At 35.5% G+C, this 12,501-nt stretch carries 7 protein-coding genes; 1 reads left to right on the plus strand and 6 read right to left on the minus strand.

Features of this window, described 5'->3' with window-relative positions:
* Positions 1 to 105: 105 nt before the first annotated feature.
* The 6 genes from mads7 to ACSLUF_RS14980 are packed head-to-tail and all read right to left on the minus strand — an operon-like array spanning position 106 to position 11,665.
* Positions 106 to 1,659: a methylation-associated defense system protein MAD7 gene (gene mads7 / locus ACSLUF_RS14955; RefSeq protein WP_106143256.1), complete on the minus strand. Its 1,554-nt coding sequence runs from the start codon at positions 1,657 to 1,659 to the stop codon at positions 106 to 108.
* 2 nt (positions 1,660 to 1,661) lie between these two features.
* Positions 1,662 to 6,398: a methylation-associated defense system protein kinase MAD6 gene (gene mads6 / locus ACSLUF_RS14960; RefSeq protein ID WP_245911887.1), complete on the minus strand. Its 4,737-nt coding sequence runs from the start codon at positions 6,396 to 6,398 to the stop codon at positions 1,662 to 1,664.
* Positions 6,386 to 7,798 (minus strand): methylation-associated defense system restriction endonuclease subunit S MAD5, encoded by a 1,413-nt coding sequence (mads5, locus tag ACSLUF_RS14965; protein ID WP_106143257.1) that lies wholly within the window; start codon positions 7,796 to 7,798, stop codon positions 6,386 to 6,388. The genes mads6 and mads5 overlap by 13 nt, the downstream gene beginning before the upstream one ends.
* The gene (gene mads2 / locus ACSLUF_RS14970; protein WP_106143258.1) at positions 7,799 to 9,820 is read right to left on the minus strand and encodes a methylation-associated defense system DNA methyltransferase MAD2; all 2,022 of its coding nucleotides are present in this window, start codon (positions 9,818 to 9,820) and stop codon (positions 7,799 to 7,801) included. It lies immediately after the preceding gene.
* A 17-nt stretch (positions 9,821 to 9,837) separates the two neighbouring features.
* Positions 9,838 to 10,683, minus strand: coding sequence for a nucleotidyl transferase AbiEii/AbiGii toxin family protein (locus ACSLUF_RS14975; RefSeq protein WP_106143259.1), 846 nt, complete (start codon positions 10,681 to 10,683; stop codon positions 9,838 to 9,840).
* Positions 10,664 to 11,665 (minus strand): type IV toxin-antitoxin system AbiEi family antitoxin, encoded by a 1,002-nt coding sequence (locus ACSLUF_RS14980; RefSeq protein WP_106143260.1) that lies wholly within the window; start codon positions 11,663 to 11,665, stop codon positions 10,664 to 10,666. Before ACSLUF_RS14980 ends, ACSLUF_RS14975 begins: the two co-directional genes overlap by 20 nt.
* Positions 11,666 to 12,255: 590 nt before the next feature.
* Here ACSLUF_RS14980 and ACSLUF_RS14985 point away from each other — a divergent pair.
* Complete coding sequence (locus ACSLUF_RS14985) at positions 12,256 to 12,471, plus strand: hypothetical protein (RefSeq protein ID WP_106143261.1); 216 nt, start codon at positions 12,256 to 12,258, stop codon at positions 12,469 to 12,471.
* Positions 12,472 to 12,501: the final 30 nt, after the last annotated feature.

The raw sequence follows: 12,501 nt of genomic DNA on the forward strand, positions 1-12,501 counted from the left end.
CAATGACCAGGGTCTGCCGCTTTGAAGTCAGTGTCGTGCAACTGAAGAATAAGGCCTATAATCTTTTGGTAGTAAACGTTTATGGTAGTCGATTCCATTCTTTTCTTAATCGTTTAATTCGTATCGAGGACGCACTCTTTGTAATATGTAGGCATCACTTAAATCGTTGTAAAAGCCTATTTGGCGTAGTTTCATTTTAAATGATTCTACATTTTCCTTAAAAGCTAAATGCGTATTCAAATCTGCATCTGTAAATCTTTCCTCAGAAAGGCCATTGATGATTAATCCATATCGTGTTCTTATGTTTTCTATTAATTCCTCTATGGATAGCGTTTTCGTAGTAAAATGATCTTCTTCAACATTTAATACCAATATTTGAACTAGCGTCTCCAATAGTCGAGTCCCTAAGACGAAACGCCGTGGATGCTTTTTACTTCGTCCTTGGGCCATAAATCCCCGTTCCGAATTCTTCTGTGAGAGATTATCAATAAGCTGTATATGATACCTATATTGATAAGCGCCGCGTGCTTTCACTATTAGTTCAATATATTTATCAAAATAAGAGTCTTCATACTTTACCATATCTTTAATCAGTTCCCTATCATCTTCTTCTAGCGAATTGTATAGATTATCCCATTGAGTCTCAAAATAAATTTCAAATCCCATAGGCTTTTCCGCTAGGACCTTAAGCGCTTTTTCTAGATTTGTTGAGTTTGTTTTCTCCAATTTTAATCTTCTCAGGGCAGCATTAATTTGAAAGGTAGCCTTGATATAATCGTAAATACTATTCGTTAAACTCTCAGCGTCATAACTCGCAAGTTTTGCGATTTTGCTTTCAAAATCATCTGTTGCATCTATTACAATACTCCAATTATCACTATGCCTAATAGCTCCTTTTTCTACCATTTCAGGTAGTAGAAAAACTAGCTTTTGTATATAAATTGACAAATGAAATGACGTAATAGTCTTCAAATAATCTACCACAACGTTTCTCGGAATTTTTCTTTTATAAACTAGCAAACGTCTCACATCATCACAATAGAGTTTGGCTTGTTCCTCTAATAGCGGCTTGATTTGATTTAAAGAACTATTCGTATCTAAAAAACCAGGTTTAACATTTTTAATAACATGCAATAGTCCAAGACTGTCAACATCCAAACCAGTTCTTATATTAATTTTATTAGTTGTGTTATCCCAACCTTCCATTAGAAAGCTCTTTAGTTCCTCTTTTACGTTGGGATTTGCGCCAAGCATTAAATATACTTGATCTGCGGTGTTGTAATCTCTTGTGTGGGCTGCGTTTCTAACTCTATAACTTTCGAGGTGGATTGGTCTAAGAGAAGATATTTTCTCCTTATCCAGATTGCCTCTATAAACCATGTTTACCAGATTACTTCTCATCCAAAGCACTGCGGCTTCCTTGTTCTCGCTAAAGCCTTTTACAGAACCATCTTCTTCTAGCTTTCCAAAAACTCTCTGTAGAGTATCCAAGTCAATAAAAGAATTGCTTCTTGCGCGTTGTCTAGGTCTTATGCCATTGTGCTTTAAGAGCATAAACAAATTCACAAATACATTATCTATGTTTACAGCTTTTGCATCCCCAGCATAAATAAGTTCGTTCCTCAAGACGCTTTCTTCTTTATTTAGTTTTATCGCCATAATTATAATTGCATTGTTTTTATACTAAGATGATTTTTAACATCCTTGCTTATTTCATAAAACTCAAGATTATCCCTTGTTACTATTACCTTATTATAAGTGATGTTCTCAAGTAGATTTTTAAAGATGGTTAGCTCCACAAACTTTCCTCTTATATCATTAAGGGAAGGACTGTACCCCTGCTGAATAAAATAAAGCATTTCAAAAAGATCTAGTGAAATAACTAATTCAATATGTGTTTCTTGTTTATGTCTAAATACAAGACTATCTGGTTCGTATTCTAGATATTTAACTAGATGATCCGTACGACTTACAAATAGCTCAAAATCACTGAGATCGAATAATCTGAACGATCTACTAAATGGATCGTTGATTTCAGAGGTACTTAATACTAAGTTTTTTCGCCAAATAGCCTCATTCTCACATCCTTCATTCATTGATATGGCTCTAGAAATAGATATTTTAAGACGCAATAAAGAGTCTTCTGTTAGTTGTTCGTATAGTCTGGGTATTGCTTTTTTTACAGTTAGCGTATTTGTAGCTCTTTTAAAGTCTGTCCAACTATAGCCCTTATAGGAATCCAAAGAAATTACTTCCATAAATTCAGTAGCCTGATTAATAATTGACAATTGCTTTATTCCTTTTTCCTCCCTTTGTACAAGAGGTTTAATTTGTTTCAGGCATGCTTTTGTGAAAGTAGAATTATCCACAAAATCTTCTTCATCAAAATGGAACTGTTTGCTTTTAGATTGTTCATCATTTGTGATGTAATGTAGTTTTACATCTGAAACACTATTCTCTTTTTCCACATTAAGCGCTTTATAAAAACTCTGCAAGGATTGATACGGAAGCCGTTTTTTATAATTGCCTACACGTCCTTCATAATATTGATGGCGCACGAAGGATTTCTGAATTGACTTTATCTTATCCAATATTTCATTATCCTGTTCGTGAGCTGGTACCCAAATCTTGTTTGTATTGAAATCATCAAGTAAATGGAATTCACGATCAGCAAATTCTAAATAATGTCTTGCCACGTGTTGGCCAAAAAACAAATCTCTATCTAGATTCGGTATTGCTACACTACCCACGTCTGTTTCGCGTAATAATTTCACTAAGCGATCATTATTCCCAGAATCCTTATAATCCGGATTCGTGATATTGAAATAATATAGCTGCCAGTATACTTCTGGTTTGTTTAATAAGCTGTTATAAGCATCATCTACTTCTTCGCAACTATGGTCACGTGCAATCATAAAAGCAATAAAAGATCGTAAGTCACGCATTGTAATGTGCAACTCGCGCTTTAACCCAACTGTACGAAGTAACCATTCCAATCTTGTAATAACCTCATTGCCAGAAGCTGGGTCGTTCAAAGAATCAACATTGTATTTGATAAAACATTTGTTTGCTAATGAGCACCCTTCACACTTAGTCCAAAGACTCTTTTTAGTCAATGCTTTGACTTGTTGTCTGAAGAGGCTAGGTTCCTCACCATCGATAGCAGTAATTGATCTTAAATTAAGATTGATAATCATTAATCCTGGAGGTAGGTCAAAATGACCTTCTTTGTAGAAATATTGGTCAATTGTGTCGTGAAGCGATTTGTACTTTTTAGAAGTTTTCAAAAATTCCACCAATCGCCCTTCATTTATGGCAATGATTCTTCCTTCACTAGCTTTGTAAAAATTTCTCAGTCCTTCAAAAGGATGAAAGAAGGATTCTAGAACTTCATTATTCACTTTCCCGTCTTCATCCTGTGACCCATCATAATTACTTTCGAACGAAATACCGTTTACTTCAAATTCAGCTCCATTTTTATGTTTAAACCGATTTAGTTTTTTCACACTAGCCGCGTCTTCTATTTTTCTAATGAAAGCCGTCTTACCATCCCCCGCATTGCCAGTAATTATTATTAGTTTAAATCGTGCATCTAGTATATCTGGTATTAATTTTCTATCCAATTTAGAAGGTGAATATGTGGCCTCGTCATATTGTGATCCTCGATCATTAACACGTGTTCCCCAATTCCCAGACTTTGATTGACTATAAAGTGAATTAACATAATCTACCATATCAATTCCTTCAACATCTATCTTGTGCTCCTTTAAGCGGTTAGTATTTTCTTTAAAGGAGTGCTTTAAAGCGTCGTATACTTTAAGGATATTCCCATCATTAAAATTACGAGCACCACCTGCCCAAAAAGTCTCATTGATCAAGACTTCATTATCAACTTTGATTACCACTTTTAATTTCTCTTTTAAAGAAATAGAGGTTTTGTAGCCATCGATTTTTTCTTTGAATTTGTTTAAGGAAGAATATATGGTTTTCCGTAATTGACCATAATTTGACATTTCATTTAATAGAGTAATAACTGTACTACCTTGTCTAATCGAAACTTCTGTATGATATTCTTTCTGATCAAGTACTACGGAACCAGCTTTTTCTTTGTTCTCTGAAAGGAGATTTTTTATTCCTATTTCACGCAAGCTGTCTAACATTTCTTGAGCAGAAGAAAATCGCTTATTACTATTTGTTCCAATTGATTTTAGTAGAAATTCACAAAATTCATCGGAAATCCTTTGATTAATTGTTTTCGGATTTTCCGGGTCAATGCTTATTTTAGGAATGCGACCTTGTGGCCATGGGTATTTTTTGGTGACTAGTTCATATAATGTAATTCCCAATGCAAAGGTATCTGCGGAAAGATCCCAATTGATATGATGTCCATCCACTAAATCTGGTGCCAAGTACGGATTAGTTCCAACATAAGCCTTATCATCTTGCTTAAGGGAGGCCACATTAAAATCAATAAGTACAAAACGTCCTTCATTATCCCATATAATGTTTTGCGGTTTTACATCACGGTGCAGAATAGGTTTCTCTCTATTTTGCAAATAGCTTAGTGCACAGAGCATATCCTCTGCTAGTTTATAGACAGTGCCTATTGGTAAATTCGCATCGGTTTTTGTATAAGTGCTTAAATTGTCTCCATCAAGAAACTCAGTTGTGGTGTAAAATTGCCCATAACGGGTCTGTCCGTTCCATACAAATTTCACAATATTAGGATGGTCTAATTCCGCTAACGCTTTGTATTCATCTATTACAGAAGCAACACTAACACTTTCATGAAATAGTTTTAAGGCAAAATCACGTCCTTGCAAATCATGTTTCGCTTTGAAAACACGAGAATAACCCCCACGCCCTAAAATCTTATGAATAATATAGTCATCTACGCGATCCCCTTCCTTTAAATCATATGTATCAAGTTGGTCATTTGCTATAGGAGAATTTGTAGCCTTCGTAGGTTCTTTGCTTGAAAACTCAACTTTTAAAGCTTCTTCGATATTAGTTTCTAATTCTTCTATACTATCTATGCGCTTATCACTATCGGTTAAGATGGTTTTTAAACAGATATCATCTAGCCATTTTGGTAACGAACTATTCTCCGCGGACGGTAATCTATCTGTTGATAGTTGCCCTCCTAGTTTATCAAGTTCAAAAGGATTTTTTATGGGTTCTTTTCCTGTAAACAACCAAGCTATTAATACCCCTAACGAATATATGTCCGATGCTCTAGAAGCGTCTTTAGCAATAAGTTCTAACGGATGGTACGGTGTGGCACTAGATTCATTAATCGTAGGCATCACTGTGTAGCCATGGTCATTATGATCCGTAAAGTAGGACTTACCAAAGTTCCCTAAATACGCATAGCCATTACTTAAAAAGATATTATCAGGATTAATATCCCTATGGAAAATATTCTCCTTATGGGCTGATTTTAGAGCACTCATTACATTCTTTAAAATGCTTATACGTTCATCAAACGTGAAGGTTTTATTTCGTGACGCTGAACGTAAAGAATCATCTTCCATCAAGTCCGTAATTTCGTAAAAAAGATGATTTTCTTCATCCAGTTTGAACTCGACAGGAAGAATGAACGGATTTGAACGGATTTTTATGAGCGCATTATATTGATTTAAGATACTTTCCTCGCGCTTTAGCAGTTCTACAGGTGATAAACCTACCACCTGTAGTGAATACTCCTTAACCCTTTTCCGTATGTTTGAGGTTACATTTTTGAGCTTTACCAGATATTCTACATAATTATCCGATTCTTGTTTTAAGATTTCTACAATCTCGTAGCCTTGTACTTCTTTCTTTTCATTAGGAGCTTTTTTATTTTGCTCTCCTATTAAGAATTGAACAATATCATTTTGAATATCAACGATAGCTGTTTCCCATTTACCAATTTGTTTGGGATTTTTAATATAATCAACTAGTTCGTTGGTAAGTATGAAAGATAGCTTACCTGCCTCCTGTCTTAGATTTGGAATGAATGAATTGGGATAGGAAAGCGTCACCATGTTTTGAATCCAAGCCTTTCCCCAATCTCTATTGGCCTCCTTAAGTTTTGATGCTAGAATAGCTGTTTTTTGGCGACCAGTTTTGAGTGGATTCGGTTTTTGTCTATCATTAATGTACCAGTAATCATCAGCACCTTCTATGCGGCCTTTCCAGTCTTTATTTTCTATATTATAAATAGCATGGGGAGCAACCACTATCAGATCATATTCCCAAAACTGAGTGCGATTATTTCGGGGGTTGGTAGAAGCTATTTCCACATTTGGTATCAAGAAGTAGGTGTCAGGGAGTTTTATCTGCAAAAAATCAAGCAAACGCTTCTCCCCGGCATTCACTACCGTTTCAAAATAAGGTGGTTTAATTATTTTTGCCATTTTTCTATTTCTTTTTCTACTAATGCTATTGCCTCTTCTTCTTTCGACAAAGCTTGATATAACATAGTATGAGCTTTTTTTACTGATGTATCTATTTCATTCATGACAGGTTTCTCCAGAATTGGGACGGGAATATCCTTTAGTAGTGATGGAATCGGCCTACAAAGTTTAGTACCGGACTGAGTAGCCCTTATCAATCTAAATCCATAATCAGAAGAGAGCCAACTATAAAGATAACCAGAGGGGACGTTATCGTTAGTTTTCATTCGAATGAACTCACCTGCAACCAATTGCCCTTTTAGTTCTTCATTAGCAAAAACAGGTCGACAAAATGCTTCGTTTTCCCCTAAAGTTCCAACGCCGGCTATTAGAACTTCCCCATATTCAACAAGCTTCTCGGTATTTATATATCTTTTCGATAACATTTTCCCTTTTTTTCTAAAATTGAAAATATCAGATTGATTTATAAGTTTAATTGACTTTGAGGAATCTATTTCTAACCGCTTGAATGAACCTGTTGAGAATAAACCCGTTTCATTTAGGCATTCTCCCAACGGTTTATGCACCACTTTCTTAATTCTCTTTTTTACTCTCTCAAGACGAGAGGAGTGATTGAAGGCATTAATCGTCAAAGAACTAATTTCCGAGATATTTTTATGAAATGCAGAAACCTTTCTGTTTGAAGAGTGATTTCCAAAACAATCGTAATCTTCAATATCTAAAGCCTTCAATCCAACTTGACTAATTAGTTCTTTCTGGGTTTTTTTTAAAAGCAAATTGGCATTAGACAATAAATCTGAAGATTCTATAATTAAATTATGTATTTGCTCTTGTAGTTTTTGACTGGGAAGTAAAATTGGCAAATGGCCTAGTTCTACTGGTGAGATCCTGGGAACGACTGCACCATAAATCATAGATTGAATGTAATCCTTTATTATTGGCGAACTTATATATGCATACAAAAACCCATTCTTTACTTTTTCTGACTCAATTCTTATAATTTCTTGTGAGCCTACCGATCCAGAAAAACTTTTGTTAACTAAAGCCGTGTTGCCTACTGTCCCTGCACAGCTAACCAAGAACTGAGATTCCCTGAGAGTCATTTCTTCTATCCAAGGAGTGTACTTCTTTGAAATCTTTTTCGCTGTGTCTAAAGGCTGCACCTTCATCATATCCGTTGCTGTAACATATTTAAAAGAATTGGTTTCAGACTCAACGAATACTCTTTTAAATATTCCTCCTTGATAAATTTTGTCACATAAATTTGAAAGACTATCGTATTTAACGCCTTTTTCGATTAAGTCCGTAATGGTTTTCTTTCCTTTATTTAAATAGTAGTCAGGTTTAAGAACGGTTAATCCCTCGTCAAATCTTGATATTTTAATTAATCCAGTCTTCATCTATATTTTGGAATTTATAAATTGCAGATATTCATTATAGATTTCAGGCAAATCATCGTCTAGCTGCTTTAACTTTTCTTTTCTAATTTTCAATATTTTCTCGCCATTTCTCTTTTTTGAGAGATACCTTGTTTCGGAACTAAATAATAATTCAGCTCCTTCATCATCACGCAAGTAAATTGGATTTCCTCTTCTGTCCTTACCCAATTTTTCTGCTATTGCCATAAATACATCATAGCCTTCGTCTTGTTCTTGTGCCAATTGTACTTCTTGTTCTGTTTTCTTTTGCAAGAATAGTAATGAGGCTTGGACACCAACTTGTGGCAAGAACGCTTCTACTGGAAGATCTACGGAGGCAAGTATTTTGAAGTGATTAAGAATCCACTCTCTTACCGAAAGCATATTGGGATTTCCTAGAATGCCATCTGGCAATACAATCGCCATTTTACCACCTTCTTTCAGAAGATTGTAGCAAGCCTCAATGAACAAAACTTCTGGCGCACTACTATACTGGCTTAGGTAGTAGCGGGACGCAATTTCCGTTTCGACCTTCACTTTGGCACCAAATGGTGGATTGGTAAAAACTAAATCAAACTTACCACGAGCATCGGTAGTGTATACATTTTCAATATCCTGCATAACTCTGATACTCTCTTCTATCGTGCGGTTTATTTTTTCAACCTCTGCAGGGTGCTCCCATAGCGGGTAAGCAAGTGAGTTTACGTGAAAAATATTGGCGTGACCATCGCCGCCCATAACCATGTTCATGCGTGCTGCTTTCTTTAGATCAGGGTCAAAATCAAACCCAAAAATGCTATGCTCGGCGTAAGTTCGAACACGTTCGTTCACTTCTATAGAATTATATTTTTCTTCTAATAATGGCCCTTCCAACTCTGGATACATGTATTTGGTAATTTGCTGGCGAACATGGTCAAGAACCATTACCAAAAAGCCACCCGAGCCACAAGCAGGATCCAATACACGATGATGTTCTTTAGGATCAAGCATTTCTACCATAAATTTCACAATGTTACGTGGCGTAAAGAATTGTCCCGCCTCTTGTTTTAGGGTATTGCTCACTATAGTTTCATAAGCAAGCCCTTTTACATCTACGGAAGCATCTAGAAAAGAATATTTTGAAAGTTCTCCCGCAATAAAGGCCAGTCCTTTATCCGTAAGGTCAATGCTTTCATTTCCTTGAAACACTTCAGAGAACAAATTATCGTTTTTGAGTTCTTCAAAAAGACTTTTAATTCTTTTTGCTACAGCCTTTCGACCTTCTTCTGAATTCTGTTCTTTAACACCTACCCAAAATTTACGGCGGTAGCTTTCTCCGTTGGGTAACTCCATGAATCTTCGCTTCTCATCGTAGATTTTGCAAAATATAAGGTTCAGTAATTGCCAGAAGGCATCTTTTTTTCGACCTTCATTTCCATAGATATAATCATGCGAACGTTTGAATACTTTTATCAAAGAGTCATTTGCGGGCGTACGTGTATGCGAGCGGTCTGCTCGGTCTAAATCTTCCAAGGTTTCTCCTTCTCCGGGAAAGTCTGATAAATCGGTAAATTCAAAATCAAAACCAATCCCATCATCTTCTTTTTGAAGAAAATGATAGCTAGAGCCATTTGCCCAAAGACCAAATTCACAACTATTAACTGCACCCATTGCATTCTCCAAAGTAGCAGAAAGGCCTTTTTTCTTATCGGTTTCCTTAACCTTATCATCTTGTACTACACATATACGAATAATAAAATCTTGTTCGTGCGGTTTGTCTTTTTCAAAGATGGCTAAATCTATCTTTTGTTTTTTAGTTCGACCAGTATCTGGATCTTCGTAATCAATGGTATAATTGCGCTCCATATCACCTAAGTCGAATCCATATTCTTCATTGAGCATTAAGATTACGGATTGCAAATTAGTTTCTTGCGCCTTTATTTTTTTTACTTCTCCTGTTAGTATGCAAACGAGTTCATTATCTTCTAATACTACTTCTTCTTTACTTTTTATAGTTGTGGCCATATAAATAATGGTTGTGTTTAATTAAGTTGGTTGATTATGTTTTCTATACTATTTAACACCTCTTCAAACGAGAATGCCTTGTGCGTTTCTATAATTTGATTGATCAGTTTACTGTCTTCCTTTTTATTGTTTTCAGCAGTTAATATTTCAACTATGGAAGCTTTGGTTTTTTGATGGGTTTTGAGCAATTCATTGATATCCTTACCTAAGAGAGTTGCGCCACTAGTTATTGTTGAAAAAGGTTCAACTCCATAAACTTCATCATAATGTTCCATAGCAGCTCGCTCTGAATTGATATTGAGATAGTTTTCTAAGATGAATCCCATATCATCAGCGTCCTTGTTATTTTTATGATTTCGGTCTTTCCACGCGGCTATTTTCAATAAAAAAATACCACTAAGGGTGGCAATTTTAATATCAGTCTCTTTATCGATACTAATGGATAAAGCTGCTTCATCGGCAGCCGAAAATCCTAAGACTGACATAGCAAACTCTTCATCGGGCGGCCAGAATATTCTACTATCCTGTTTCATTATTTCTCCAAAAGGCACAATATCCAATTGAAACTTACCCTTATAGATAAAGCGTTGTTTTTGGTTCTTGTCTTTGGTAAAATTTTCAAGACTTATAATTTCCTCTTCAACCTTTTTCCATTGTTCCCAATCGTTGACTGTTATGGCGATATCGAGATCATGTGTTAAGCGACCAGATTTTTCATTATGTAATTCCATAATGATGTCTCTTGCCGTAGCTCCAATCACAAAAAAGGAGATTCCTGCCTCTTTAAAGTATTGTGTAAGCTCCATTAAAATGGGCTTTAACAGCGGATGAGTGAATCTACTGCTAGATATATTGTAAGTCATTCTCCAATATTTGTTTTGCCGTTTCTATATTTCTGCCGTAACCGCTATTAATCAAATCAGCATATACCAAGAGGGCAGGGGCTACACCAGTGTCATCAAAATCATTCTTCCAAAATTTTTGTAATACTTCAATTTCCCCATCTTCACTTGGCACTAATCGAAGCACCTTAGCCAATTCTGATAGTTCTAGGTCAGTAAAAAGAGTGAAGTGTTCCGGTCTTAGATTATTGGTAAGAATAGCGCCACCAGGCTCCCCACCCCAAAGAATTGTTCCAAGATTAGTATTCGTATTTATATTTCGCCAATGTTGTAAATAGTCTGGATCAATAAAACGCATACGTTTTCTTACGATACGTGGTCTAAGAACTTCATTGTATTCGACAATCCATCGTTCTAAGAGTGCTCCTGTGTTCTTAAGAACACGTTTATCACTAGTTTTTAAAAGATAATTTAAGTCTTCAAGCTCTGCCATAACATTGCTTACTGAACCTATAGAAACATCTGCCTTTTCTGCGATTTTTCGGTAAGAATCCTGAAGGTGTTCGGGCTTCGACAAAAGATGGAAGAGTATCTTTAAACCAGCCTCTTGAAAGGCACGAGATTGATTAGTTTTTTCTCTTTTGACCTTCTTTTGCCCCTCAATATATATTACTAAATCATTGTGCTTGATAAAGGCATTGCCAGCTACATCGATATAATTGATAAGACGTTCCTTCAATTCCTTTGCAGCCATTTTAGAAATATACTCAGCAATTAAAATAACAGGCCTACTGTTATTATTTTTCATCTCCTGTAGTTGAGATAAAACAAGACCTTGATTAGAAGTTCTAACAGCAGATTTTGCTTCGACGATGAATTGCTCGTTTTTGATGCGCAATAGAGCGTCATAATTTTGACGGCTACTATCTATTTCTATAGGAATGTTTATGAGCTGCTCAAGCTTAGAAGTGGCTTCATATATAAAGTCATTGTTACGATACATAGTTTTTTATGTTCATTATTTTCATTTGTTCAGCGACAATGAACATTCAAATATAATGAACACTTTGTTAAATGCAAAATATTCTTGTATACTATTAATGATGTATCCGACAACAAGTTTTCTTGCCTTCAAATACCTCCAATATAATAAGGGTTTGAAATGAACAGTTTGAAAGCCGATTTAAATCACTGAGAAATTTCTGACAACCTTAGAACTAAAATAAGTTGCGAAGAAAACAGATAAGATACATATTAAAAAAGCACTTCACTCAATAAAAAAGGCAGCTACATTCTTATGTTAACACCTGTTTTAGGCTTCCACATATTGGACTCAAATCAAGCCCCCCGATTAACAGCCTGATACTATATCCAATTGAACAAAAGGGGATTCCCTTTATATAAAAGTTAAAACTGGTGACACTCTTTACAGATTGCACCTTGTGTAAAGAGTTTAATGTGCGGCGAGAGTTTTAATATCTTCCTAAAAAGTTCAAAAAAAAAAAAACGATACGTTCATAAATACCCCTCAAATTGATTTAACTTTCTCTTTAACAGAATTTGAAATATATTTAGCACCTACCAAAGCCGACCATGACTGAAAACATAAGAAGATTGTTCAAGCTGATGGACCATAATACCAAGGAGGAAGCCTTGGTCTGCCTAAAGAAAGAGTTTAACCTCCAAAATAGGAAATTAATAATAGACGGATGGATTTTAGGTGGACTAATACCCGAGGCCTATCAAGAAAGAACCGTCAAATTGTTTCAAAATCTACTTAGGAAGCAGCAGGCTTTAAAAGCTAAATAAAAAGAACGGAATTTAAGACCATAGTTCAAA

The sequence above is a fragment of the Flagellimonas sp. genome, assembly GCF_965601775.1.
Taxonomy (GTDB): Bacteria; Bacteroidota; Bacteroidia; order Flavobacteriales; family Flavobacteriaceae; genus Flagellimonas.

Excerpts from the sequence above, each read along its gene's own strand:
- mads7 (WP_106143256.1), bottom strand. The coding sequence starts at position 1,659 with ATGGCGATAAAACTAAATAAAGAAGAAAGCGTCTTGAGGAACGAACTT.
- mads6 (WP_245911887.1), bottom strand. The coding sequence starts at position 6,398 with ATGGCAAAAATAATTAAACCACCTTATTTTGAAACGGTAGTGAATGCC.
- mads5 (WP_106143257.1), bottom strand. The coding sequence starts at position 7,798 with ATGAAGACTGGATTAATTAAAATATCAAGATTTGACGAGGGATTAACC.
- mads2 (WP_106143258.1), bottom strand. The coding sequence starts at position 9,820 with ATGGCCACAACTATAAAAAGTAAAGAAGAAGTAGTATTAGAAGATAAT.
- ACSLUF_RS14975 (WP_106143259.1), bottom strand. The coding sequence starts at position 10,683 with ATGACTTACAATATATCTAGCAGTAGATTCACTCATCCGCTGTTAAAG.
- ACSLUF_RS14980 (WP_106143260.1), bottom strand. The coding sequence starts at position 11,665 with ATGTATCGTAACAATGACTTTATATATGAAGCCACTTCTAAGCTTGAG.
- ACSLUF_RS14985 (WP_106143261.1), top strand. The coding sequence starts at position 12,256 with ATGACTGAAAACATAAGAAGATTGTTCAAGCTGATGGACCATAATACC.